Genomic DNA, 24,069 nt, shown 5'->3' with positions numbered 1-24,069 from the left:
GACAGAAGAAAATAACAAGAAACACCAGGAGACCTACCCAGATGCTATCCCTGCGCCCGCTTTACCTGGCCACCGCTGCTTTGCTGCTGGCCGCCCCGGCCCTTGCCAGCGAACCCAAACGCCCTGAATGCATCGCCCCGGCTGCACCCGGTGGCGGCTTCGACCTGACCTGCAAGCTGGCCCAGAGTGCGCTGGTCAACGAGAAGCTGCTGAGCAAGCCGATGCGCGTCACCTACATGCCCGGCGGGGTTGGCGCCGTGGCCTACAACGCCGTGGTCGCCCAGCGCCCCGCCGATGCCGGGACCCTGGTGGCCTGGTCAAGCGGCTCGCTGCTCAACCTGGCCCAAGGCAAGTTCGGCCGCTTCGATGAAGGCGCGGTGCGCTGGTTGGCCGCTGTCGGCACCAGTTACGGCGCCATTGCGGTGAAGAGCGACTCGCCCTACCAGACCCTCGACGACCTGGTCCAGGCCCTGCGCCAGGACCCCAGCAAAGTGGTGATCGGCTCCGGCGGTACGGTCGGCAGCCAGGATTGGATGCAGACGGCCCTGATCGCCAAGGCCGCTGGCATCCCGCCCCGCGAGCTGCGCTACGTGGCCCTGGAAGGCGGTGGCGAGATCGTCACCGCGCTGCTCGGGGGCCACATCCAGGTCGGCAGCACCGACATCTCCGACTCCATGCCGCACCTGGAAAGCGGCGGCATGCGCCTGCTGGCGGTGTTCTCCGAGCAGCGCCTGGACAAACCCGGCATGGCGCAGATCCCCACTGCCCGCGAGCAGGGCTACGACATCGTGTGGCCGGTGGTGCGTGGCTTCTACGTTGGCCCCAAGGTGACCGACGCCGAGTACGCCTGGTGGAAGACCGCCTTCGACAAGATGCTCGCCTCGGACGACTTCAAGACCCTGCGCGAACAACGCGAACTGTTCCCCTTCGCCATGACCGGCCCGCAGCTGGACACCTACGTCAAGCAGCAGGTCGCCGACTACAAGCTGCTGGCCAGGGAATTCGGCCTCATCCCATAGGCGCACGCGCCGACGCCTGCCCCGCCCGGGGGCAGGTGTGCCGACTGACACGGAGATCTGCCCATGACCGCTCAACGCATCTTTGCGCTGACGTTGCTGCTCGCCTGCGGGTTGCTGGCCGCGATGGCGTGGCCCTACCAGGCCCCTTTTTCCTATGAACCGGTGGGCCCGCGTGCCTACCCGCTGCTGATGCTTGCCCTGCTGGCCGCCGCGCTGGCCTGGCTGGCCTGGCGCCCCGGGGTCATCGTGCGCAGTGCCGAAGAACCACCGCTGGACTGCGCCACGGTGAAGAAGATCGCCGCCTGCACCGGCCTTCTGCTGCTGTTCGCCGGCCTGTTCGAGAGCCTCGGCTTCGTGCTGGCCAGCGTCCTGGCCGGCATCCCCATGGCGCGCCTGTATGGCGGCCGCTGGCTGCCCGCCACGGCGGTCATCAGCCTGATGAGCGTCGCCCTGTACCTGCTGTTCGACAAGGCCATGGACGTACCGCTGCCCCTGGGCCTGCTCGACTTTGTGGAGAACTGAATCATGGATACCCTTGGATACCTGGGGCAAGGCTTCGGCGTCGCCCTGACCCCCTACAACCTCGTGACCGCCTTGAGCGGCACACTGATCGGCACCGTGGTCGGCCTGCTGCCGGGCCTGGGCCCGATCAACGGCGTGGCCCTGCTGATCCCGATCGCCTTTGCCCTCGGCCTGCCGCCCGAGTCGGCACTGATCCTGCTGGCGGCGGTGTACCTGGGCTGCGAATACGGCGGACGCATCAGCTCGATCCTGCTGAACATTCCCGGCGAGGCGTCCACGGTCATGACCACCCTGGACGGCTACCCCATGGCGCGCAAGGGCCTGGCCGGGGTGGCGCTGTCGTTGTCGGCCTGGAGCTCGTTCATCGGCGCGCTGATCGCTACCTGCGGCATGGTGCTGTTCGCGCCGATGCTGGCCAAATGGGCAATCGCCTTCGGCCCGGCGGAATATTTCGTGCTGATGGTCTTCGCCATCGTCTGCCTGGGTGGCATGGCCGGCGACAAGCCCCTGAAGACCTTTATCGCGGCGCTGATCGGGCTGTTTCTGGCCACGGTCGGCATCGACGCCAACAGCGGTGTGTACCGCTTCACCGGCGACAACATCCACCTCACCGACGGCATTCAATTCGTCGTGCTGGTGCTGGGGCTGTTCTCCATCAGCGAGATCCTGCTGTTGCTGGAGAAGACCCACCGCGGGCAGGTCGCGGTGAAGGCCACTGGGCGCATGATGTTCAACTTCAAGGAAGCGGCGGCGGTGTTCTGGGTGAACATCCGCTGCGGCGTGCTGGGCTTCATCATGGGTGTGCTGCCAGGGGCCGGCGCGACCCTCGCCAGCGCGGTGGCCTATACCAGCGAGAAGCGCCTGGCCGGCGCCAGCGGCGAGTTCGGCGAGGGCGACAAGCGCGGCCTCGCCGCCCCGGAAACCGCCATCGGCGCCACCGCCTGCGGCGCCCTGGTGCCGATGCTGACCCTCGGCGTGCCGGGCTCCGGGACCACGGCGGTAATGATCGGCGCGCTGTCGCTGTACAACATCACCCCCGGCCCGCTGCTGTTCGAACAGCAACCGGACATCGTCTGGGGCCTGATCGCCTCGCTGTTCATCGCCAACATCATGCTGGTGATCCTCAACATCCCGATGATCCGCGTGTTCACGCGCATCCTCGCGGTGCCCAACTGGGCCCTGGTGCCGGTGATCGCGATCATCACCGCGATCGGCGTGTACGCGGTTCACGCCACCACTTTCGACCTGTTCCTCATGGTCGGCATCGGCATCTTCGGTTACATCCTGCGCAAGCTGGACTTCCCGCTGTCGCCGGTGCTGCTGGGCTTCATTCTCGGCGGTCTGATGGAGCAGAACCTGCGCCGGGCGCTGTCGATCTCCAATGGCGCCCTCGACATCCTCTACGCCAGCCCCATCACCACGGCGGTGTGGTGCCTGACCGCCGGCATGCTGCTGCTGCCGCTGCTGCGCATCTGGCGCAAGCGCCGCCTCGCCCGCGGCTGACCGTCACAGTGCCGGCAGGGCCCAGTCGATCGGGGCCAGGCCGTGCTGCTCGAGAAACTTGTTGGTGCGGCTGAAATGCCCGTTGCCGAGGAAGCCGCGATAGGCAGACAGCGGCGACGGGTGCACCGAGGTCAGCACCAGGTGCTTGCTGTCGTCGATCAGCTTCTTCTTGCTCTGCGCATGGGCGCCCCACAGCAGGAACACCGAATTGGGCTGATGCTCGCTGACCACTTGGATGATGCGGTCGGTGAAATGCTGCCAGCCCCGGTTGGCGTGGGATGCAGCATTGGCCCGCTCCACGGTCAGGGTGGTGTTGAGCAGCAGCACGCCCTGCTCCGCCCAGTGCTGCAGGCAGCCATGGGCGGCGATGTCGACGTTCAGGTCGCGCTTGAGCTCTTTATAGATGTTGACCAGCGACGGCGGCGTGGCGATGCCCGGTTGCACCGAAAAGCACAGGCCGTGGGCCTGGCCCGGGCCGTGATAGGGGTCCTGGCCGAGGATCACCACCTTGACCTGATCCAGCGGGGTCAGGTTCAGCGCATTGAAGATCAGTGGCCCGGGCGGGTAGATTTCCTTGCCGGCGGCATGCTCCTGGCGCAGGAATTCGCGCAGCTGTTGCATGTAGGGTTGCTCGAACTCGGCGCGTAGCGCCTGCTTCCAGCTGGGTTCGAGTTTGATACGGTCGTCGCTGGTCATGTGTCCATCCGTTTCGCAATGCGCGGACACTAAAAGTGAGGGCCGCCCTTGTCAATCATCCGACCAGCAGCCAGCGGTTTTTGCACCAGCGGCCATACTTGAGCGATATCCCCAGCCCCGGCCGATCAGGCCGAGGCAGCCATGAGAGGACTCGATGAATCTGAATTTCGAAGAACTGACCGGCGTCGACGGCGCGCGCATCGGCATCGCCACTCTGGACGCCGAGAAAAGCCTCAATGCGTTGTCGTTGCCCATGATCCAGATCCTGGCCGAGCGCCTGGAAAGCTGGGCGCAGGACCCGCAGATCGTCTGCGTGCTGCTGCGCGGCAATGGCGACAAAGCCTTCTGTGCCGGCGGTGACGTGCGCGGGCTGGTCAATGCCTGCCGCCAACACCCCGGCCAGGTGCCGCCGCTGGCGGCACACTTCTTCGCCGCCGAGTACCGCCTGGACTACCGTCTGCACACCTACCCCAAACCGCTGCTGTGCTGGGGCCACGGCTACGTGCTGGGGGGTGGCCTGGGCCTGCTGCAGGGCGCCAACGTACGCATCGTCACCCCCAGCAGCCGCCTGGCGATGCCCGAGATCAGCATCGGCCTGTACCCGGACGTCGGCGCCAGCTGGTTTCTGTCCCGCCTGCCCGGCAAGCTTGGCCTGTTCCTCGGCCTGACAGGGGCCCACATCAACGCCCGCGACGCCCTCGACCTGGGCCTGGCCGACCGCTTCCTCGAAGACTCGCAACAGGACGCTCTGATCCACGGCCTGTTGCAGCTCAACTGGCAGGAACAGACCGCCATGCAGCTCAACAGCCTGCTCAAGGCTCTGCAGCAGCAAGCTGTGGCCCAGTTGCCCGAGGCACAATGGCTGCCACGACGCGCCTTGATCGACGAGGCCCTCGACGTCAGCGACGTAGTCTGCGCGTGGAAGGCCCTCGGTGCCTGGCGCAATCAGCCTGACGCCCTGCTGGCCAAGGCCAGCCGCACCCTCGTCGAAGGCTGCCCGCTGACCGCGCATCTGGTGTGGGAGCAGATCCACCGCGCGCGGCATATGTCGCTGGCCGAGGTGCTGCAAATGGAATACGCCCTGAGCCTGAACTGCTGTCGTCACCCCGAATTCAGCGAGGGCGTGCGTTCGCGATTGATCGACAAGGACCACAAGCCACGCTGGCACTGGCCGGATGTCGCACGCATTCCGCCGGCAGTGGTGGATGCGCACTTCAGCAAGGCGTGGGAGGGGCGGCATCCGCTGGCGGATCTGTCGGAGTATTGAGTCGCACGCCGAAGATCTGCCCATATGGACACAGACAGATCTTTCGCTCCACAACTAGCGCGAGCCGCCTTGATGGCCACCGCCGAACCCATGACCGCCGCCAAAACCGTGGCCGCCGCCCGGGCCTGGTCCGCCGGGCCGGCCGCTACCCGGTGGCGGCCGCATGCCGGGCCCGGGCGGTGGTCGCATGCCCGGCCCCGGCGGACGGAAGCCAGGCCCCGGCGGTGGACGAAAGCCTCCACCGGGCGGCGGCCGATAGCCATGCCCCGGGTAGAAACTGGGGGGCGGTGGTGGGTAGTAGCCGCGGTTGTAACCACGGTAATAGCCGCCACTGTAGAACCCACCGCTGTAGCCGTAACCGCTATAGCCGTAGGGGTACGGATAAGGGCTCGTCGTGTAGACCTGGGTTGATTGGTAGTAGCCATCACCCTCATAGCGCGCGCACGCCGTGACGAGCGAACCCACCAAGGCAACCAGCAGTATTCGGCGAACATTTGCCCGGGGCAGACACGATAGGGACTTCGGAAATAGGGACATAGGCGGCCTCCCGGACCGCGAAACGGCGCGACCCGCGACGCGGGCCTGCGTCGACGAACCAGGGGTCCGCCGACACAGAATGAGACCATGAAATCGAGGTCCGGTGCCGACTTTGACACACTCGGTTACATGCTTTACACAATGCTGACAGTCCATCCCGCCGCCGCAGGGCCGTCACCCCTGCGCCCTCTCCCAGTGCACCGCGCACCATCTGCTCGCACCGCATGGGCGATAAATCCCCGAATCCCCCTGCAAACCCGGCCTCCGGCCACTTGGCACGCGTCTCGCTTGTATCAGGGAGTGCAGGAGTCAACACAGGTTCGCGGCACCACAATTTGCAATGGCTGACTAGGGTTCCGGCTCGCCAAAGGCGAGTGACTGGTCCGAGAGTTGGCGACCTCCAGTTGAGGTTACACGGCGGGATAAAAGCCCGGGAGACCGATTACCCACAGGTTCTGAACCTTGGTGTCGCGCGCTCCTGTCCGCCCTACTCAACTGGAGAAAAACCCATGCGCAAACTCCGTCTGACCGCCCTCGCCGCCGCTGGCCTGGCCCTCGTCGCAACGTTCGGCTCAGCCGCCCAGGCTGCCACCAAGGACCATTTCAAGGTCTGTTGGACCATTTACGCTGGCTGGATGCCCTGGGAATACGCCGGGGCCCAGGGCATCGTGAAAAAATGGGCCGACAAGTACCACATCGCCATCGATGTGGTGCAACTCAACGACTACGTCGAGTCCATCAACCAGTACACCGCCGGCCAGTTCGACGGCTGCACCATGACCAACATGGACGCCCTGACCATCCCTGCCGCCGGCGGTGTGGACAGCACCGCGCTGGTGGTCAGCGACTTCTCCAACGGCAATGACGGCATCGTGCTCAAGGGCGAAGGCAAGACCCTGGCCGACCTCAAGGGCATGAACGTCAACCTCGTCGAACTCTCCGTCTCTCATTACCTGCTGGCCCGCGGGCTGGAGCAGGCTGGGCTGAGCGAGAAGGACCTGAAAGTGGTCAACACCTCCGACGCGGACATCTCGGCGGCCTTCAACACCGACCAGGTGCAGGCCGTGACCACCTGGAACCCGATGCTCGCCGACATCAAGGCCAGGCCCGGCGTCACCGAGGTGTTCGACTCGAGCAGGATCCCTGGCGAGATCATGGACATGATGGTGGTCAACAGCGCCACCCTTAAAGACAACCCGGCGCTGGGCAAGGCCCTGACCGGCGCCTGGTTCGAGGTGGTGGCACTGATGAATGGCCAGTCCGCCGCCAGCACCGCAGCACTCGAGCACATGGCCAAGGCCTCCGGCACCGACCTCGCCGGTTTCCAGGCGCAACTGGCGACCACCAAGCTGTTCTACACGCCTAAAGATGCACTCGAGTTCGCCACCAGCCCGGTGCTGCCGGCGACCATGGAAAAGGTCGCGCAGTTCTCCTTCGCCCACGGCCTGCTCGGCGACGGCGCCAAGGATGCCAACGTGGTCGGCATGACCTTCGCCAAGGGCACCAGCCTGGGCGACAAGGGCAACGTCAAGCTGCGTTTCGACCCCACCTACGTGCAGATGGCTGCCGACGGCAAGCTGTGAAATCCGCCACGAGGGCCTTGCCATGCGCTTGATCAATCGCCGCCCCGATGGGCCCGGCCGCCTGCTGCTGGTGATCCTGCCGTTCGCCTTGCTGCTGTGCGCCTACCTGATGGGCTCAGCGACCCGGCTCACGGAGAACCCCAACGACAAGTTGCTGCCCAGTGCCGTGCAGATGACCGACACGGTCAAGCGCATGGCTTTCGAAGAGGACAAGCGCAGCGGTGGCTACCTGCTCTGGCAGGACAGCGCCGCGAGCCTGCGGCGCCTGGCGATCGGCTTGGGCATCAGCGCCCTGGCCGGGCTGTGCCTGGGGATCGCCGCCGGTACCCTGCCGCTGTTCGGCGCCACCCTGTCGCCGCTGCTGACGGTACTGTCGATGGTGCCGCCGCTGGCGGTCCTGCCGATCCTGTTCATCGTCTTCGGCCTGGACGAGCTGAGCAAGGTGATGCTGATCGTCATCGGTATCACCCCGATCCTGGCCCGGGACCTGGAGCAGCGCGCCCGCGAGATTCCCGTCGAGCTGCTGATCAAGGCGCAGACCCTCGGCGCCTCGACCTGGACGCTGATCGTGCGGGTGGTGTTACCGCAACTGATGCCGCGGCTGCTGATCGCCCTGCGTCTGGTGCTTGGCTCGGCATGGCTGTTCCTGATCGCCGCCGAAGCCATCGCCTCCACCGATGGCCTGGGCTACCGGATCTTCCTGGTACGCCGCTACCTGGCCATGGACGTGATCCTGCCCTACGTGGCGTGGATCACCCTGCTCGCCTGGCTGATGGACCTGGGCCTCAAGCGCCTGACCCGGCTGGCCTTTCCCTGGTACGAAGGGGCACGCGCATGAGCTTTATCCAGGTCTGCAACGTGTGGCAGCAGTACGCCGACCAGGTGGTGCTCGAACGCCTGAACCTGAGCATCGCCGAGGGTGAGTTCTGCACCCTGGTCGGTACCTCGGGCTGCGGCAAGTCGACCTTCCTGCGCCTGCTGCTGGGCCAGGAGACACCCAGCAAGGGGCGCATCCTGCTCGGCGGCGATGCCTTGCGCAACGAGCCGGACCCCAGCCGCGGCGTGGTCTTTCAACGCTACTCGGTGTTCTCCCACCTGAGCGTGCTCGACAACGTCGCGCTGGGCCTGGAACTGCCACGCTCGCCGCTGCTCGGGCGCCTGCTCGGCCAGGCCAGGCGCGAGGCTCGCGAGCAGGCGGCGCAGCTGCTGGAAAAGGTCGGCCTCGGCCACGCGTTGCACAAGTACCCCAGCACCCTCTCCGGCGGCATGCAGCAACGCCTGGCCATCGCCCAGGCTTTGATCATGAAGCCGCGGGTGCTGCTGCTCGACGAACCCTTCGGCGCCCTCGACCCGGGCATTCGCAAGGACATGCATCACCTGCTGCTGGAACTGTGGCGCGAAACCCGGCTGACCGTGTTCATGGTCACCCACGACCTCGCCGAAGGCTTCAGCCTGGGGACTCGCCTGCTGGTCTTCGACAAGGTCCGCAGCGATCCCCACGCGCCCCATGCCTATGGCGCGCGCATCACCTACGACCTGCCGCTCAACAGCGACCGCAGCCGCCAGCGCGTGCTGCCCGGCGCCCTGTTGAACGCCCTGCAACCGGTTTGAAAGGATTGCCTCCATGAATGCTCCGAGCTTCCCCCTGTATGCCGAAGAAGTGCTGCCCGGCGGCGCTCATCGCTCCTTCGTGCTCAAGCGCGGCGACCTGCTGCGCCTGACCGACCTCGAAGGCGGCGCCAACGTCAGCCTGACCCTGCTCAACGCTGCGGAGAAATCCGAGCGCCTGAACCTGCCCGACAGCCTCAAGGGCCAGCACACCGCGCGCCTCACCGCCGGCCATTGCCTGTATTCGGACATGGGCCGGGTGCTGGCGGCCATCACCGCCGACACCTGCGGCTGGAGCGACAGCCTCGGCGGTGTGCTCAACCGCCAGGAGGTGCAGGAAAAATACGGCGCCGGCCGATACCAGGAACTGCGCAACGCCATGCACCGCAACGGCGTCGACAACCTGTTGGTGGAGCTGGGCAAGTGGGACCTGGGCCTGGGCGACCTGACCATGGTGCTCAACCTGTTCAGCCGGGTCGACGTCGACGCCGACGGCCGCCTGCACTTCGTACCTGGCAACTCGCGCGCCGGCGACTACATCGAGCTGTACGCACCGATGGACACCCTGGTGGTGTTGACCGCGCTGCAGCACCCGATGGACCCGCAACCGCATTACGCACCCAAACCGCTGCACCTGAGTTTCATGCATGCCGACGCCAGCATCGCCGAAGCCTGCCGCCATTCGCGCGCAGAAAACCTGCGCGCCTTCGTCAACACCGAACGCCTGTTCGCCTGAGGAATCGCCCATGACCGCACAGACCGCCCACTACCGCGCCCTGGTCCCGGCCGGCGAACCCTGGCTGACTGAAGTTCGCGCCGGGCAAACCCTGCGCATCCACGACGTCGAAGGCAACCAGGCGGTGGACACGCTGTTCTACAGCCTGGCCAACCCGCGCGAACGCTACGACGTGCAACGCACCCTGCGCCGCCAGGGCAACGTCTACCTGGGCGCCGGCAGCGTGCTCTATTCCAACCTTGGCCGGCCCATGCTGACCATCGTCGAAGACACCTGCGGGCGCCACGACACCCTCGGCGGCGCCTGCGCCCAGGAGAGCAACACGGTGCGCTACGCGCTGGACAAGCGCCACATGCACAGCTGCCGCGACAACTACCTGCGGGCCTGCTGCGCGGATGGCCGGCTGGGCAAGCGCGATATCGCGCCGAACATCAACTTCTTCATGAACGTGCCGGTTACCCCCGAAGGTGGCCTGACCTTCGAGGACGGCGTCTCGGCCCCCGGCAAGTACGTGCAACTGCTGGCGCACATGGACGTGATCGTGCTGATTTCCAACTGCCCGCAGCTGAACAACCCGTGCAATGGCTACAACCCGACCCCCGCCGAACTGCTGGTCTGGGACTGAAAGCCCGGGGACGGCCCCGGCAACTCCAGAAAACTGCGGGACGACCCGCATCCCGAACGGGGCCGCTCGCCGGCCTCTGGGGGTTATGTCATGTTTCAACGCTTGTTGATCGCCAATCGCGGCGCCATTGCCTGCCGCATCCTGCGGACCTTGCGCAGCCTCGACGTCCAGGGCGTGGCGGTGTACGCCGAGGCCGACGTCGCCAGCCTGCATGTGCAGCAGGCCGATGTCGCCCTGAGCCTGGGCGAAGGCCCGGCCTCGGCCACCTACCTGGTGGTCGATAAACTGCTCGCCGCAGCCCGCGACAGCGGCGCCCAGGCCATTCATCCCGGCTACGGCTTCCTCTCTGAAAACGCCGCCTTCGCCGAAGCCTGCGAGGCGGCCGGCATTGCCTTCGTCGGCCCCACCCCGCGCCAGCTGCGCCTGTTTGGCCTCAAGCACACCGCCCGCGCCCTCGCCCGGGAACAGGGCGTGCCGCTGCTCGAAGGCAGCGAGCTGCTCGACGACCTCGATCAGGCTTTGCTCGCCGCCTGCGCCGTGGGCTACCCGGTGATGCTCAAAAGTACCGCCGGTGGCGGTGGCATCGGCATGCGCGTGTGCCGCAGCGCCGGCGAACTGGCCGAGGCGTTCGACAGCGTCCGCCGCCTGGGCCAGAACAACTTCAGCAACGCCGGGGTATTCATCGAGAAATACATCGAGCGCGCGCGTCATCTTGAAGTGCAGGTGTTCGGCGACGGCGCAGGCCAGGTCATTGCCTTGGGGGTGCGCGACTGCTCGGTGCAGCGGCGCAACCAGAAGGTGCTCGAAGAAACCCCCGCACCCAACCTACCGCCCGGCATGAGCCAGGCACTGTGCGAAGCAGCCATCGGGCTGGCCAAGGCGGTGGACTATCGCAGCGCCGGCACCGTCGAGTTCGTCTTCGACAGCGACGAACAGCGTTTCTACTTTCTTGAGGTGAACACCCGCTTGCAGGTGGAGCACGGCGTCACCGAGCAGGTCTGGGGCGTCGACCTGGTGCAGTGGATGGTGCAGTTGGCGGCCGGCGAGTTGCCGCCCCTGGACACCTTGCGCCAGGGCCTGCAACCGAGCGGCCACGCCATCCAGGCGCGGCTGTACGCCGAAGACCCCGGCAAGGACTTCCAGCCCAGCCCCGGCCTGCTGACCCAGGTGCAATGGCCAGCCGCCGACGGTAAACGGCTGCGCATCGACACCTGGGTCGAGGCCGGCTGCGAAATCTCGGCTTACTTCGACCCCATGCTGGCCAAGGTCCTGAGCTGGGCCGCAGACCGCGAGCAGGCGCGCCTGGCCTTGCAGCAGGCGCTGGCCGACAGCCAGTTGTACGGCGTGCAGACCAACCGTGGCTACCTGCAACAGATTCTGCTGGACGCCCCGTTCGCCAGCGGCCAACCCTGGACCCGCTGCCTGGAGCAGCTGGTGTACCGCGCCAACACCTTCGAAGTGCTCGCCGCCGGCACCCAGACCAGCGTCCAGGATTACCCCGGGCGCCGTGGCTACTGGGCCGTCGGCGTACCACCCTCCGGGCCGATGGACAGCCGCTCGCTGCGCGCCGGCAACCGCCTGCTGGGCAACCCCGAGGGCTGTGCGGCGCTGGAGATCACCTTGAGCGGGCCGACCTTGCGCTTCAACTGCGAAGCGGTGATCGCGGTGACCGGTGCGGCGCTGCCGATTCTTCTCGATGGCGTGCCGCAGCCCATGGACCGGAGCCTGCGGGTACCCGCAGGGGCGACCCTGGCCCTGGGCAGCATCAAAGGCAGCGGCGTGCGCAGCTACCTGTGCCTGCGGGGCGGGGTCCAGGTGCCGGACTATCTGGGCAGCAAGAGCACCTTCACTCTCGGCCAGTTCGGCGGCCACGCCGGGCGAGCGCTACGGGCCGGCGACGTGCTGCAGCTCGAGGCCCTCGCCGACCGCAGTGCCGGCGCCTGCGGCGATCCGCTGCAGCTGCCGGCGCTGCGGCAGATCCGCGTCATCTACGGCCCGCACGGCGCCCCTGAATACTTTACCGACGAGTACATCCAGACTTTCTTCGCCGCCCAATGGGAGGTGCACTTCAACTCCAGCCGCACCGGCGTGCGCCTGATCGGACCCAAGCCGCAATGGGCCCGCAGCGACGGCGGCGAGGCCGGCCTGCACCCTTCCAACATCCACGACAACCCCTACGCCATCGGCGCGGTGGACTTTACCGGCGACATGCCGGTGATCCTCGGCCCGGATGGCCCGAGCCTGGGAGGTTTCGTCTGCCCGGTGAGCGTGATCGCCGACGATCTCTGGCAGCTGGGCCAGCTCAAGGCCGGCGACCGCGTGCAGTTCGTTGCGGTCGACCTGCAGGGCATGCCCTGCACGTCGCTGCACTCGCCGATCGTCCTCACCCTGGGCTGCGACGACAAGCGCCTGGTCGCCCGCCTGGCCGGCGACACTCACCTGTTGCTGGAAATCGGCGCCGCCGAGCTGGACCTGGTCCTGCGCTTTCGCGCCCACGCCCTGATGCAAGCGCTGGAGGCCCAGGCGCTGGCCGGGGTGATCGACCTGACCCCGGGCATCCGCTCGCTGCAGGTGCACTACGCCCCGGCGCAACTACCGCTGGCCGAGCTGCTGGCAATCATTGCCGGCGTCTGGGACGCGGTGTGCGCCACCGATGACCTTCAGGTGCCGTCGCGCATCGTGCACCTGCCGCTGTCATGGGACGACCCGGCGTGCCAGCTGGCGGTCGACAAGTACATGACCACAGTGCGCAAGGACGCCCCCTGGTGCCCGAGCAACCTGGAGTTCATCCGCCGCATCAATGACCTGCCCGACCTCGATCAGGTGCAGCGCACCGTGTTTGATGCCAGCTACCTGGTCATGGGCCTGGGCGACGTCTACCTCGGCGCCCCGGTAGCGACGCCGCTGGACCCGCGCCACCGCCTGGTGACCACCAAGTACAACCCGGCGCGCACCTGGACCGCCGAGAACTCGGTGGGCATCGGCGGCGCCTACTTGTGCGTGTACGGCATGGAGGGGCCCGGCGGCTACCAGTTCGTCGGCCGCACCCTGCAGATGTGGAATCGCTATCGTCAGGTCGCCGCCTTCGACGGCAAACCCTGGCTGCTGCGCTTCTTCGACCAGATCCGCTTCTACCCGGTCAGCGCCGAGGAGCTGCTGCGCATCCGCCGCGATTTCCCGCTGGGGCGCTTCGCTATCGGCATTGAGCACAGCCAGCTGCGCCTGGCCGACTATCAAGGCTTCCTGGCCGCCGAGGCGGACAGTATCGCGGCATTTCGCCAGCACCAGCAGCAGGCATTCAATGCCGAGCGCGAGCGCTGGCTGGCCAGCGGCCAGGCGCATTTCGAGAGCGACGAAGGCCAGGTGCAGCCCGCCGAGCAGGCGCCCCTGCCGCCCGGCCAGCAGGGTGTCGACAGCCCGGTGGCCGGCAACCTGTGGCAGGTTCAGGTGCAGGTAGGCGACGAAGTCGAGGCCGGCACGCCGCTGCTGATCCTGGAGTCGATGAAGATGGAGATACCGGTACTGGCCACGCTTTCCGGGCGCGTTCGTGAAATCGGCGTACAGCCCGGCAGCGCGGTGCATGCCGGGCAGCGCGTAGTGATTCTGGACATCCAACCTACTCAGGAGCCAAGCCATGAAGCTTGATTTCGACAGCCTGCAACGCGCCTATCGCGAGGGCACCACCACCCCGCGCCAGCTCCTGACCGAACTGCGCGCCAAGGCCGCCGCCCTCAACGATGAATACCGGCTGTTCATTCACCTGCTCAGCGAAGCGCAACTGGAGCCCTATCTGGCCGCGCTCGATGGGCAGTCGGTGGACAGCCTGCCGCTGTTTGGCCTGCCGTTCGCGATCAAGGACAACATCGACCTGGCCGGCATTCCCACCACGGCGGCGTGCCCGGCGTTTGCCTACACACCCGAGCGCTCGGCGACGCTGGTCGCCCAGCTGATCGCGCTGGGTGCGGTGCCGCTGGGCAAGACCAACCTGGATCAGTTCGCCACCGGCCTCAACGGCACCCGCTCGCCCTTCGGCGCCTGCCGCAACAGCGTGTTGCCCGACTACCCGTCCGGTGGCTCCAGCGCCGGTTCGCCGCTGGCGGTGGCGCTGGGTGTGGCCAGCTTTGCCCTGGGTACCGACACCGCAGGTTCCGGCCGAGTGCCGGCGGCGCTGAACAACCTGGTCGGGCTCAAAGCCAGCAAGGGCCTGCTGTCCACCGCCGGGGTGCTGCCGGCCTGCCGCACGCTGGACTGCGTCACCACCTTCACCCACTCCGCCGCCGAGGCCAGCCGCCTGTTGGCGCTGACCGCGCGCTTCGACCCGCTGGATGAATACAGCCGGCACAACCCGGCCTGGAACGACGGCTCGGCGTTCGGTGTGGTGCAGACCTTCCGCTTCGGTGTGCCGCGCAACGAGGACCTGCAATTCTTTGGCTGCAGCGAGGGCGCTCAGCTGTTCGCCGACGCCGTGCAACGCTTGCAGCAACTGGGTGGCACACCGGTCGAACTCGACCTGTCGCCGTTTCTCGAGGCTGCCCGGCTGCTCTATGAAGGGCCGTGGGTGGCTGAACGCTACAGCGTGGTCGGCGAGCTGATGGAGCGCGATCCCGGGGCGATCCTGCCGGTGATTCGAGCGGTGCTGGCCAAGGCGCCGAGCGTCGATGGCGTGCAGACCTTCCGCGCGCAATACCGCTTGCAGCAGCTCAAGGCCCAGTGTGACGCCCTGATGAACGAGCTGGACTGCGTGCTGACGCCCACCATCGGCCGCCCGGTCACCCTCGCCGAGCTGGCCGCCGAACCGGTGCTGCGCAACTCTGAACTGGGCTACTACACCAACTTCGTGAACCTGCTGGACTACGCCGCCGTGGCCGTCCCCAGCGCCTTCATGGCCAACGGCCTGCCGTGGGGCGTGACCCTGCTGGGCCGGGCCTTCACCGACCAGTACCTGCTCAGCCTGGCCGCCGCCTACCAGGGTGCACCCGCCCCGACCGGCCGCGCGCGCAACGACCGCGCGCGGCTGGTGGTGTGCGGCGCGCATCTGGAGGGCCTGGCGTTGAACGGGCAGCTGCGCCAACGTGGCGCGCGGTTGCTGGAGAAGACCGTAAGCTCGCCAGACTACCGACTGTACGCGCTGGCCGGCGGGCCGCCGCTGCGCCCGGGCATGCTGCGGGTGGCCGAAGACGGCGTGGCCATCGAAGTGGAAGTCTGGGAATTGCCCAGCAGCGAGCTGGGCTCATTCTTGACCGGCATCCCGGCGCCTTTGGGCCTGGGCAAGGTGCAACTGGCTGACGGACGCTGGGAGAGCGGCTTTATCTGCGAGGCCTATGGGCTTGCGGGTAGCGAGGATATCAGCGGCTTTGGCGGATGGCGCGGGTGGTTGGCCCAGCGTTGAAACGCAACCGGCCAGGCGGCCTCTCGGGGGCAACGCTGCCCAGAGGCCGCCTGGCCGGTTGACCTTGGCTCAAGCTTTTACAACTCCACCTTCACCGCTTGCGCCGCACGGGTGGCCTTGCTGCGCGCCGCGTCGATCGACTCGTCGCGCGCCAGGGCCACACCCATGCGCCGCTGGCCGTTGACTTGCGGCTTGCCGAACAGGCGCAGTGCAGTGTCCGGTTCGCTCAGGGCCACATCCAGATTGGCAAAGGCGGTCTGCTGTGATTGCCCTTCCACGAGGATGACGGCCGAGGCCGATGGGCCGAACTGGCGAATCAACGGGATCGGCAGGCCAAGGATCGCCCGCGCGTGCAGGGCGAACTGCGAGAGGTCCTGAGAGATCAGCGTGACCAGCCCGGTATCGTGGGGGCGCGGCGAGACTTCGCTGAACCACACTTGATCGCCCTTGATGAACAGCTCAACGCCAAACAGGCCGCGCCCGCCGAGGGCCTCGGTGACCGCCCTGGCGACCCGCTCGGACTCAGCCAGCGCGACCGGGCTCATGGCCTGCGGCTGCCAGGATTCCTGATAGTCGCCCTTCTCCTGACGATGGCCGACTGGCGCGCAGAAGGTAGTGCCGCCGACATGGCGCACGGTCAGCAGGGTAATTTCGTAGTCGAAGTCGATGAAGCCTTCGATGATCACCCGGCCCTTGCCGGCACGGCCGCCTTCCTGGGCGTAATCCCAGGCCTTGCGCACGTCGTCGCTGCTCTTGAGCAGGCTCTGGCCCTTGCCCGAGGAACTCATTACCGGCTTGACCACGCAGGGGAAGCCAAGGTCTTCGACAGCGCGGGCGTAGTCTTCGAAGGTGTCGGCGAAATGATACGGCGAGGTCGGCAGGTCGAGCTCTTCGGCGGCCAGGCGGCGGATACCCTCGCGGTTCATGGTCAGTTGGGTCGCGCGCGCGGTGGGGATTACGGTGAAGCCTTCGGCTTCGAGCTCGACCAGCGTGGCGGTGGCAATGGCTTCGATTTCAGGCACGATGTAGTGCGGCTTTTCAGCTTCGATCACGGCGCGCAGCGCAGCACCGTCGAGCATGTTGATCACGTGACTGCGATGCGCCACTTGCATCGCCGGGGCGTCGGCATAGCGGTCGACGGCAATCACTTCGACGCCCAGGCGCTGCAGCTCGATGACGACTTCCTTGCCCAGCTCGCCGCAGCCACACAGCATCACGCGCGTCGCGGTCGGCGACAGAGGGGTTCCGATACGGGTCATTTCAGGTCCTCGGGAAAGGCTTTGATCAAGGGCGCGTATTTTACATGAATGCAGAGCCGATTGACGCATTGCTGCCTTCCCGAGCAAGCTCGGTTCTACAGGGCTTGCGGCAGGGCGTCAGGCCCTGGCATGACCAACCCCTGCGCCACGGCCCGCTCGTGGCACAGCTTGAGCACGGCACGCCGCTCGTCGTTGTCCATGCGCCCCCAGCGGGTGATTTCGCTGGCGCTGCGCTGGCAGCCGGTGCAGATGTCCTGTTCGTCCATCGCGCAGACGCTGACGCAAGGCGAGCGCACCGGACGTTCGCGAGGAGCGATCACCTCAGTCATCCTGCACCGCCAGTTCGCGGGCATAGCGTTGGGCGTTGTGCACATAGTGCGCAGCGCCGACCTCGACCATCTGTTTCTGCGCCTCGCTCAGCTCGCGTACCACCTTGCCAGGCGAGCCCACCACCAGTGAGCCATCGGGGATGTGCTTGCCCTCGGCAATCAGCGCGTTGGCGCCGATGATGCAGTTCCTGCCGATGGTGGCGCCGTTGAGGATCACCGCATTGATGCCGATCAGGCTGCCGTCGCCGACACTGCAGCCGTGCAGCATGGCGTTGTGACCGATGGTGACGTTCCGGCCGATGGTCAGCGGCGAGCCCATGTCGGTGTGCATTACCGTGCCGTCCTGGACGTTGCTGTTCTCGCCGATGTCGATCAGCTCGTTGTCGCCGCGCAGCACCGCGCCGAACCACACACTGGCATTGGCCTGCAGACGCACCCGGCCGATCAGGGTGGCGGTGGGGGCCACCCAGCTGGACGGGTGGGTTTGGACGCGGGCATCGCCCAGGCGGTACTTCATGGTCTGTTCCTCACAGGCTTTGTCATTATTGTGCAGGGCTAGAGCGTGGTGAACTGGCGTGGTGGGCGGTGCAGGCTGATGTCGGCGTCGTAGAGCAGGTTGATCAGCTCGACGATCATGATCGCCGACAGCCCCCAGATCTTGTAGCCGTTGTAGCGATAGCTCGGCACGTACCAGCTCTGGCCCTGGTAATCGATGCGATGGGTGTGCTCGCGCGGGTCCTGGCGGAAGAATTCAAGCGGCACGCTGAAGACTGCGGCGATCTCTGCGTCATTCGGGCGGTATTGCACAAAATCGGGGATGATGCCGACAAACGGCGTGACCTTGATGCCATGCTTGGACACCAGCGGGCTGAGCGGCCCCACCACTTCCACCAGCCCCGGCGGCAGGCCGATCTCTTCTTCGGCTTCGCGCAGCGCGGTGAACATCAGGTCGGGGTCTTCGGGGTCGCGCCGGCCACCGGGAAAAGCCACCTCGCCACCGTGGGTGGACAACCCGGAGGCGCGCAGGGTCAACACCAGCTCCGGCTCGTCGCTGCGGGTGATCGGCAGCAGTACGGCCGCCTCGGGGAAACGTCGGTCGGTCTCGGTCGCAAGCTCCCGTGGGACATATTCGCTGACACGGCGAAGCAGCTCGTCCAGCATGGCTTCTCTCTAGTAAGGGCTACCCGCATCATGCACCAAAATCGCTGAGCTGCCCAAGCCCCTTGTCAATTGGCGCGCCGGCTTGCGGCCCATGCCCGGAAGGCGCCAAGATAGGCCCAGCCATCAGGAAACCCAGCATGAAATTCTGCAGTCAGTGCGGCAAGCCGGTCGATCAGCGCATCCCCGAAGGGGATAACCGCCTGCGCTACGTGTGCGGGCATTGCGACACTATTCATTACCAGAATCCCAACATCGTCGCCGGCTGCCTGCCGGTGTGGCAGGGCAAGGTGCTGCTATGCCGCCGGGCCATCGAGCCGCGGCTGGGCTACTGGACACTGCCCGCCGGTTTCATGGAGAACGGCGAGACCCTGCAGCAGGCGGCCTGCCGGGAAACCGACGAGGAAGCCTGCGCGCGGGTCAGCAACCTTGAGCTCTATACGCTGTTCGACCTGCCGCACATCAGCCAGGTGCACGTGTTCTTCCGCGCCGAACTGGCCGACCTCGACTTCGCCGTCGGCCCTGAGAGCCTTGAGGTGCAGTTGTTCGATGAAAGCGCGATCCCGTGGTCGGAGCTGGCTTTTCCCACGGTCGGGCATACCTTAAAATACTTTTTCGCCGACCGGGTGCAGCAGCACTTTCCGGTGCGCAACGAGTACCTGCCGCCCCTGCGCCGCAGTTGAATGCTCCACTCAGGCCTTTTCCAAGAGTCAGCCCCATGCGTTGGTTGCTAGCCGTTTTCTGCATGACCTGCGCGTCGCTGTGTTCAGCCGCCTTTACCCAGACCCTCGTCACCAAGCCGGTCGACCAGCTCAAGCAGGACGTGGTGATCGCTGCTCCGGTCGGCGCGCCGGGCGCCATCGACAAGGTGCTGGTGCTCAAGTCGGCCCACAAGCTGCAACTGATGAGCCGCGGCGAAGCGTTGAAGACCTACCACGTGTCCCTGGGCAAGGCGCCGCGCGGCCCCAAGGAGCGCGAAGGCGACCGCCGCACCCCTGAAGGCTTCTACTGGCTGGACTGGCGCAAGACCAGCGACCGCTTCAACCTGGCCATCCACGTCTCCTACCCCAACCTGCACGACGCCGCCCAGGCGCGCGCGCAGAACGTCGACGCCGGCGGCATGATCATGATTCACGGCACACCGGTGGACGACAATTACCCGGAATGGTACTTCAACACCCTGGACTGGACCGACGGCTGCATCGCCATGAAGAACGACGACATGCGCGAAGTGTGGGGGCTGGTGCGCGACGGCACGATGATCGAAATCAGGCCCTGATACGCCCACCGAGCCACTTTCTACGCTCGACTCGATCAGCAAAAACGTACTGGGTGTTGCAGCAGTAGCGGTGCGGGTTCGCTATGCAGTTGCCGGCTGGGGCCCAGAGCAGGCCTCAGGTGATATCCGCCAGGCGCCAGACCTCGAACGCCGGCGTCTGATAGGGGTGGGCCAATTTGAGCGCCTGAACCACGGCGCCGATCAGGTCGTCGGCCACGACCAGCTCGACCTTCCACTCCGCGAGCCGTTCGACCACGCCAGTCTGCCCGACAAAAGGCTCGCTGCCTGCCAGCGGGCGGAACTGGCCCTGGCCGAGAGCCTGCCATGCGCAACTGTCATAGGCGCCGATGCGACCGCCACCGGCGGCGAACACGGCACTTTTGACAGCTTCGACATGGCTGTCCGGAACGAAGAAGGCGAGCTTGTGCACAGCGCGGCCGCCCTTTAGTTCAACGACACTTCAATTCACCCACACTCGCGCGTTGCGGAACATGCGCATCCAGGCGGCATCTTCGTTCCAGTCGTCCGGGCGCCACGAGTTCTGCACCGCGCGGAACACGCGCTCGGGGTGCGGCATCATGATGGTCACGCGGCCGTCGCGGCTGGTCAGGCCGGTGATCCCGCGCGGCGAGCCGTTCGGGTTGGCCGGATACTGCTCGGTGACCTTGCCGTGGTTGTCGACGAAGCGCAGGGCCACGCAGCCGGATACGTCGGCTTCGAGTAGTGCATCTTCGCTGGCGAACTCGGCATGCCCTTCACCATGGGCAATGGCGATCGGCATGCGCGAACCGGCCATGCCCTGCAGGAAGATCGAATTGGACTCCTGCACCTGGACCATGGCCACCCGCGCCTCGAACTGCTCGGAGCGATTGCGCACGAAGTGTGGCCAGTATTCGCTGCCGGGAATCAGCTCGTGCAGGTTGGACATCATCTGGCAACCGTTGCACACGCCCAGGGTGAAGCTGTCGTTGCGTTCGAAGAAGCCCTGGAAGGCATCCCGCGCGCGGCTGTTGAACAGCGCCGACTTGGCCCAACCTTCGCCGGCGCCCAGTACGTCACCGTAGGAGAAGCCGCCGCAGGCCACCAGGCCCTTGAACTCGTTGAGGTCGACACGCCCGGCGAGGATATCGCTCATGTGCACGTCGATGGCGTTGAAGCCGGCGCGATCGAAGGCCTGGGCCATCTCGACCTGGCCGTTGACGCCCTGCTCGCGCAGCACGGCCACCTGGGGGCGGACGTTCTTCTTGATGTAGGGCGCGGCGATGTTGTCGTTGACGTCGTAGGACAGCTTGACGCTCAGGCCCGGGTTGTCTTCTTCCAGCAGCGCGTCGAACTCCTGCTCGGCGCACTGGGCGTTGTCGCGCAGCCTCTGCACCTGGTAGCTGGTCTCGCTCCACTGACGCTGCATCAGGCGGCGCTGGGCGGTGAAGATGACCTCGTCGTTGTAGCGGATAGCCACTTCGCCGTTGTTGACCGGGCGACCGATGACCGACACGCAATCACCCAGGCCGGCAGCGCTGAATTGAGTGAGGACGTCGGCCGTGGCGCCCTGGCGAACCTGGATCAGCGCGCCCAGCTCTTCGTTGAAGAGCAAGGCGTTGACCTCTTCGCGCGAGTGCGCCAGGGCGTCCAGCTGCAGGTCCAGGCCGCAGTGGCCGGCGAAAGCCATTTCCACGGCGGTAACCAGCAGGCCGCCATCGGAGCGGTCGTGGTAGGCCAGCAGATGGCCGTCGGCATTGAGGCCCTGGATCACCGCGAAGAAGGCCTTGAGGTCTTCGGCGTCGTCGACGTCCGGCGCCTGGCTGGCCAGCTGGCCATGGGCCTGGGCGAGGATCGAGGCGCCCATGCGGTTCTGCCCGCGACCCAGGTCGATCAGGATCAGGTCGGTCTCGCCCTTGTCCAGGCGCAGTTGCGGAGTCAGGGTCTTGCGCACGTCGAGCACCGGCGCGAAACCGGTGATGATCAGCGACAGCGGCGAGGTCACGCTCTTGTCGACGCCCTCTTCGCTCCAGCGGGTCTTCATGGACATGGAGTCCTTGCCCACCGGGATGGTGATACCCAGCTCCGGGCACAGCTGCATGCCCACGGCCTTGACCGCGTCGTACAGACGCGCGTCTTCGCCCGGGTGGCCGGCGGCCGACATCCAGTTGGCCGACAGCTTGATGTCGGAAATCCTGCCGATGCTCGAGGCGACGATGTTGGTCAGGGTTTCGCCGACCGCCATGCGCGCCGACGCCGGGGCGTCGAGCAGCGCCAGCGGCGTGCGCTCGCCCATGGCCATGGCTTCACCGGTGTAGACGTCGAAGCTGGTGGCGGTGACGGCAACGTCGGCCACCGGCACCTGCCACGGGCCGACCATCTGGTCACGGGCCACGAGGCCAGTGATGGTGCGGTCGCCGATGGTGATCAAAAAGCTCTTGCTGGCCACGGCTGGGTGGTGCAGCACGCGCTCGATGCTTTCAGCCAGGTCCAGCGCGGCCGGGTCGAAGGCATCGCCCAGCTCGGCTTCGCGCACGGCGCTGCGGTGCATGCGCGGCGCCTTGCCCAGCAGCACTTCGAGCGGCATGTCCACCGGGCTGTTGCCGAAATGGCTGTCGGTGACGGTCAGTTGCGGCTCGGCAGTGGCTTCGCCGACCACGGCGAACGGGCAGCGCTCGCGCTCACAGATGGCCTGGAAGCGCTCGAAGTCGGCGGCATCGACCGCCAGCACGTAGCGTTCCTGGGATTCGTTGCTCCAGATTTCCAGCGGCGCCATGCCCGGCTCGTCGTTGGGCACATTGCGCAGCTCGAAGCGGCCACCCCGTCCGCCGTCGTTGACCAGCTCGGGGAAGGCGTTGGACAGGCCGCCCGCGCCGACGTCATGGATGAAGCTGATCGGGTTGCGCTCGCCCAGCTGCCAGCAGCGGTCGATGACCTCCTGGCAGCGACGTTCCATTTCCGGGTTCTCGCGCTGCACCGAGGCGAAATCCAGGTCGGCGGAGCTGGCGCCGGTGGCCATGGAGGAGGCAGCACCGCCGCCCAGGCCGATGAGCATGGCCGGGCCGCCGAGCACGATGAGCTTGGAGCCGACGGTGATTTCGCCTTTCTGCACGTGTTCGGCGCGGATGTTGCCCATGCCGCCGGCGAGCATGATCGGCTTGTGGTAGCCGCGCACTTCTTCACCGTGCGGGGTGCTGATCGACTGCTCGAAGGTACGGAAGTAGCCGGTCAGCGCCGGGCGGCCAAACTCGTTGTTGAAGGCGGCGCCGCCCAGCGGGCCGTCGATCATGATGTCCAGCGCGGTGACGATGCGCTCGGGCTTGCCGTAGGGCTTTTCCCATGGCTGCAAGAAGCCCGGAATATTCAGGTTGGACACCGTGAAACCGGTCAGGCCCGCCTTGGGCTTGGCGCCACGGCCGGTGGCACCCTCGTCGCGAATCTCACCGCCGGAACCGGTAGAGGCCCCCGGGAACGGCGCGATGGCGGTCGGATGGTTGTGGGTCTCGACCTTCATCAGGATGTGCACCGGCTCCTGCACCGCGCCGTACTGGCGGGTGTCAGGGTTGGGGAAGAAGCGCCCGGCGACGCTGCCGACAATCACCGAGGCGTTGTCCTTGTAAGCCGAGAGCACGTTCTCGCTGTGCATCTGGTAGGTGTTCTTGATCATGCCGAACAGGCTTTTTTCCTGTTCTTCGCCGTCGATGTCCCAGCTGGCATTGAAGATCTTGTGTCGGCAATGCTCGGAGTTCGCCTGGGCGAACATCATCAGCTCGATGTCGTGCGGGTTGCGCCCCAGGCCCTGAAAGCTGGTCACCAAATAGTCGATTTCGTCGTCGGCCAGGGCCAGGCCCAGCTCGACGTTGGCGGTCGCCAGCGCAGCGCGCCCGCCGCCCAGCACGTCCACCGCCGTCAGCGGCTTGGGTTCGGCGTGGCTGAACAGGCCGGCGGCATCGTCCAGGCGCGTCAGCACGATCTGCGTCATGCGGTCGTGCAGGGTGTCAGCGATCGCCTGGGCCTGGGCTTCGTCGAACTGCCCGGCGACATAAAAGGCGATCCCGCGCTCCAGGCGCTGAACCTTGGCCAACCCGCAGTTGTGGGCGATGTCGCTGGCCTTGCTCGACCAGGGCGAAATCGTGCCGAAGCGCGGCATGACCAGAAACAGCCGACCGTTGGGCTCCTGGACCGGCACGCTGGGGCCGTATTTCAGCAGACGGGCAAGTACGTGCTGCTCGTCGCTGGTCAACTCGCCGGTGACCTCGGCGAAGTGGGCGAATTCAGCGTACAAACCGCTGACAGCAGGGACTTTCTGGCTCAATTGCTCGAGTAATTTACCGTGGCGAAAGGCAGAAAGGGCAGGAGCGCCGCGCAGGATCAACATCTTCGGGACAGCCTCGGGAAGGGGTGTGCTTTGAGGCCGTGCATTCTAGCGTAAACCGCCGGCCAGGGCACCCGAAACGGCGCTCGGCTCGTCAGGCCAAGGTGAGAACGCGCTGGGCGCGGTGAAAACAGCCGATCTGCGCCGCTTGCGATGTAGGAATACTTACCGATATGGGTAGGATCCTTCCTATATTTGCGGGCAA

The 24,069-nt window shown here is 66.3% G+C and carries 20 protein-coding genes and 1 riboswitch; of the genes, 13 read left to right on the top strand and 7 right to left on the bottom strand.

All coding sequences use genetic code 11. The features are described 5' to 3' along the window. Positions 1–41 precede the first annotated feature (41 nt). The 3 genes from SFA35_RS05740 to SFA35_RS05730 all read left to right on the top strand — a co-directional run bounded on the left by SFA35_RS05740 (position 42) and on the right by SFA35_RS05730 (position 3,044). On the top strand, positions 42–1,019 hold the full coding sequence (locus SFA35_RS05740; RefSeq protein WP_320576147.1) for a tripartite tricarboxylate transporter substrate binding protein: 978 nt from the start codon (positions 42–44) through the stop codon (positions 1,017–1,019). Between the two features lie 63 nt (positions 1,020–1,082). Beyond that, positions 1,083–1,541 (top strand): tripartite tricarboxylate transporter TctB family protein, encoded by a 459-nt coding sequence (locus tag SFA35_RS05735; RefSeq protein WP_320576145.1) that lies wholly within the window; start codon positions 1,083–1,085, stop codon positions 1,539–1,541. Positions 1,542–1,544: 3 nt separating this feature from the next. Then, a complete protein-coding gene (locus SFA35_RS05730) occupies positions 1,545–3,044 on the top strand; it encodes a tripartite tricarboxylate transporter permease (RefSeq protein ID WP_320576143.1) in 1,500 nt (499 codons plus the stop codon). A 3-nt stretch (positions 3,045–3,047) separates the two neighbouring features. Here the strand turns inward: SFA35_RS05730 and ung are convergent, their stop codons facing one another. Continuing rightward, complete coding sequence (gene ung, locus SFA35_RS05725) at positions 3,048–3,740, bottom strand: uracil-DNA glycosylase (RefSeq protein WP_320576141.1); 693 nt, start codon at positions 3,738–3,740, stop codon at positions 3,048–3,050. Between the two features lie 154 nt (positions 3,741–3,894). On the opposite strand from ung, the gene SFA35_RS05720 reads away from it, so the two are divergent. The 8 genes from SFA35_RS05720 to atzF all read left to right on the top strand — a co-directional run bounded on the left by SFA35_RS05720 (position 3,895) and on the right by atzF (position 15,485). After that, entirely contained in the window at positions 3,895–5,007 is a 1,113-nt protein-coding gene (locus SFA35_RS05720; RefSeq protein WP_320576139.1) for an enoyl-CoA hydratase/isomerase family protein, read from the top strand. Between the two features lie 874 nt (positions 5,008–5,881). After that, positions 5,882–5,983: riboswitch (guanidine-I (ykkC/yxkD leader) on the top strand. Between the two features lie 70 nt (positions 5,984–6,053). Then, positions 6,054–7,127 (top strand): putative urea ABC transporter substrate-binding protein, encoded by a 1,074-nt coding sequence (locus SFA35_RS05715; protein WP_320576137.1) that lies wholly within the window; start codon positions 6,054–6,056, stop codon positions 7,125–7,127. Positions 7,128–7,149: 22 nt separating this feature from the next. Then, entirely contained in the window at positions 7,150–7,965 is an 816-nt protein-coding gene (locus SFA35_RS05710) for an ABC transporter permease (protein WP_320576135.1), read from the top strand. Then, a complete protein-coding gene (locus SFA35_RS05705) occupies positions 7,962–8,738 on the top strand; it encodes an ABC transporter ATP-binding protein (protein ID WP_320576133.1) in 777 nt (258 codons plus the stop codon). The genes SFA35_RS05710 and SFA35_RS05705 overlap by 4 nt, the downstream gene beginning before the upstream one ends. Positions 8,739–8,751: 13 nt before the next feature. Continuing rightward, positions 8,752–9,471 (top strand): urea amidolyase associated protein UAAP1, encoded by a 720-nt coding sequence (locus SFA35_RS05700; RefSeq protein ID WP_320576131.1) that lies wholly within the window; start codon positions 8,752–8,754, stop codon positions 9,469–9,471. Between the two features lie 10 nt (positions 9,472–9,481). After that, on the top strand, positions 9,482–10,096 hold the full coding sequence (locus SFA35_RS05695) for an urea amidolyase associated protein UAAP2 (RefSeq protein ID WP_320576129.1): 615 nt from the start codon (positions 9,482–9,484) through the stop codon (positions 10,094–10,096). Between the two features lie 90 nt (positions 10,097–10,186). Then, complete coding sequence (locus SFA35_RS05690; RefSeq protein ID WP_320576126.1) at positions 10,187–13,741, top strand: 5-oxoprolinase/urea amidolyase family protein; 3,555 nt, start codon at positions 10,187–10,189, stop codon at positions 13,739–13,741. Further along, on the top strand, positions 13,731–15,485 hold the full coding sequence (gene atzF, locus SFA35_RS05685; protein WP_320576124.1) for an allophanate hydrolase: 1,755 nt from the start codon (positions 13,731–13,733) through the stop codon (positions 15,483–15,485). The genes SFA35_RS05690 and atzF overlap by 11 nt, the downstream gene beginning before the upstream one ends. Before the next feature lie 77 nt (positions 15,486–15,562). Here atzF and purT read toward each other — a convergent pair whose 3' ends face one another. The 4 genes from purT to SFA35_RS05665 form a co-directional block, all read right to left on the bottom strand. After that, positions 15,563–16,744: a formate-dependent phosphoribosylglycinamide formyltransferase gene (gene purT, locus SFA35_RS05680; RefSeq protein ID WP_320576122.1), complete on the bottom strand. Its 1,182-nt coding sequence runs from the start codon at positions 16,742–16,744 to the stop codon at positions 15,563–15,565. 95 nt (positions 16,745–16,839) lie between these two features. Further along, a complete protein-coding gene (locus SFA35_RS05675; RefSeq protein ID WP_320576120.1) occupies positions 16,840–17,073 on the bottom strand; it encodes a DUF1289 domain-containing protein in 234 nt (77 codons plus the stop codon). Then, on the bottom strand, positions 17,066–17,590 hold the full coding sequence (locus SFA35_RS05670) for a gamma carbonic anhydrase family protein (protein ID WP_320576118.1): 525 nt from the start codon (positions 17,588–17,590) through the stop codon (positions 17,066–17,068). The genes SFA35_RS05675 and SFA35_RS05670 overlap by 8 nt, the downstream gene beginning before the upstream one ends. Before the next feature lie 38 nt (positions 17,591–17,628). Next, a complete protein-coding gene (locus SFA35_RS05665) occupies positions 17,629–18,234 on the bottom strand; it encodes a CoA pyrophosphatase (RefSeq protein WP_320576117.1) in 606 nt (201 codons plus the stop codon). Positions 18,235–18,371: 137 nt separating this feature from the next. Here SFA35_RS05665 and SFA35_RS05660 point away from each other — a divergent pair, with 137 nt between their 5' ends. Beyond that, positions 18,372–18,914 carry an NUDIX hydrolase gene (locus tag SFA35_RS05660; protein ID WP_320576115.1) on the top strand — a complete coding sequence of 181 codons (543 nt, stop codon included), beginning with the start codon at positions 18,372–18,374 and terminating at the stop codon, positions 18,912–18,914. Between the two features lie 35 nt (positions 18,915–18,949). After that, entirely contained in the window at positions 18,950–19,510 is a 561-nt protein-coding gene (locus tag SFA35_RS05655) for a L,D-transpeptidase family protein (protein ID WP_320576112.1), read from the top strand. Between the two features lie 115 nt (positions 19,511–19,625). Here the strand turns inward: SFA35_RS05655 and SFA35_RS05650 are convergent, their stop codons facing one another. Beyond that, complete coding sequence (locus SFA35_RS05650) at positions 19,626–19,940, bottom strand: YqfO family protein (protein ID WP_320576110.1); 315 nt, start codon at positions 19,938–19,940, stop codon at positions 19,626–19,628. A 30-nt stretch (positions 19,941–19,970) separates the two neighbouring features. Continuing rightward, positions 19,971–23,867 carry a phosphoribosylformylglycinamidine synthase gene (purL, locus tag SFA35_RS05645; RefSeq protein WP_320576108.1) on the bottom strand — a complete coding sequence of 1,299 codons (3,897 nt, stop codon included), beginning with the start codon at positions 23,865–23,867 and terminating at the stop codon, positions 19,971–19,973. Positions 23,868–24,069 lie beyond the last annotated feature (202 nt).

The sequence above is a fragment of the Pseudomonas sp. HR96 genome (assembly GCF_034059295.1).
Taxonomy (GTDB): Bacteria; Pseudomonadota; Gammaproteobacteria; order Pseudomonadales; family Pseudomonadaceae; genus Aquipseudomonas.
Note: the sequence above shows the minus strand (reverse complement) of the source record. Positions and strands in the feature narration are given on the sequence as shown.

What these genes read in the sequence shown, in the direction of transcription:
- purT (WP_320576122.1), bottom strand. Translation starts at nt 16,744, where the DNA reads ATGACCCGTATCGGAACCCCTCTGTCGCCGACCGCGACGCGCGTGATG.
- SFA35_RS05700 (WP_320576131.1), top strand. Translation starts at nt 8,752, where the DNA reads ATGAATGCTCCGAGCTTCCCCCTGTATGCCGAAGAAGTGCTGCCCGGC.
- SFA35_RS05740 (WP_320576147.1), top strand. Translation starts at nt 42, where the DNA reads ATGCTATCCCTGCGCCCGCTTTACCTGGCCACCGCTGCTTTGCTGCTG.
- SFA35_RS05655 (WP_320576112.1), top strand. Translation starts at nt 18,950, where the DNA reads ATGCGTTGGTTGCTAGCCGTTTTCTGCATGACCTGCGCGTCGCTGTGT.
- SFA35_RS05675 (WP_320576120.1), bottom strand. Translation starts at nt 17,073, where the DNA reads ATGACTGAGGTGATCGCTCCTCGCGAACGTCCGGTGCGCTCGCCTTGC.
- SFA35_RS05690 (WP_320576126.1), top strand. Translation starts at nt 10,187, where the DNA reads ATGTTTCAACGCTTGTTGATCGCCAATCGCGGCGCCATTGCCTGCCGC.
- ung (WP_320576141.1), bottom strand. Translation starts at nt 3,740, where the DNA reads ATGACCAGCGACGACCGTATCAAACTCGAACCCAGCTGGAAGCAGGCG.
- SFA35_RS05720 (WP_320576139.1), top strand. Translation starts at nt 3,895, where the DNA reads ATGAATCTGAATTTCGAAGAACTGACCGGCGTCGACGGCGCGCGCATC.
- SFA35_RS05660 (WP_320576115.1), top strand. Translation starts at nt 18,372, where the DNA reads ATGAAATTCTGCAGTCAGTGCGGCAAGCCGGTCGATCAGCGCATCCCC.
- SFA35_RS05670 (WP_320576118.1), bottom strand. Translation starts at nt 17,590, where the DNA reads ATGAAGTACCGCCTGGGCGATGCCCGCGTCCAAACCCACCCGTCCAGC.
- SFA35_RS05705 (WP_320576133.1), top strand. Translation starts at nt 7,962, where the DNA reads ATGAGCTTTATCCAGGTCTGCAACGTGTGGCAGCAGTACGCCGACCAG.
- SFA35_RS05665 (WP_320576117.1), bottom strand. Translation starts at nt 18,234, where the DNA reads ATGCTGGACGAGCTGCTTCGCCGTGTCAGCGAATATGTCCCACGGGAG.
- SFA35_RS05695 (WP_320576129.1), top strand. Translation starts at nt 9,482, where the DNA reads ATGACCGCACAGACCGCCCACTACCGCGCCCTGGTCCCGGCCGGCGAA.
- SFA35_RS05735 (WP_320576145.1), top strand. Translation starts at nt 1,083, where the DNA reads ATGACCGCTCAACGCATCTTTGCGCTGACGTTGCTGCTCGCCTGCGGG.
- SFA35_RS05730 (WP_320576143.1), top strand. Translation starts at nt 1,545, where the DNA reads ATGGATACCCTTGGATACCTGGGGCAAGGCTTCGGCGTCGCCCTGACC.
- atzF (WP_320576124.1), top strand. Translation starts at nt 13,731, where the DNA reads ATGAAGCTTGATTTCGACAGCCTGCAACGCGCCTATCGCGAGGGCACC.
- SFA35_RS05715 (WP_320576137.1), top strand. Translation starts at nt 6,054, where the DNA reads ATGCGCAAACTCCGTCTGACCGCCCTCGCCGCCGCTGGCCTGGCCCTC.
- purL (WP_320576108.1), bottom strand. Translation starts at nt 23,867, where the DNA reads ATGTTGATCCTGCGCGGCGCTCCTGCCCTTTCTGCCTTTCGCCACGGT.
- SFA35_RS05710 (WP_320576135.1), top strand. Translation starts at nt 7,150, where the DNA reads ATGCGCTTGATCAATCGCCGCCCCGATGGGCCCGGCCGCCTGCTGCTG.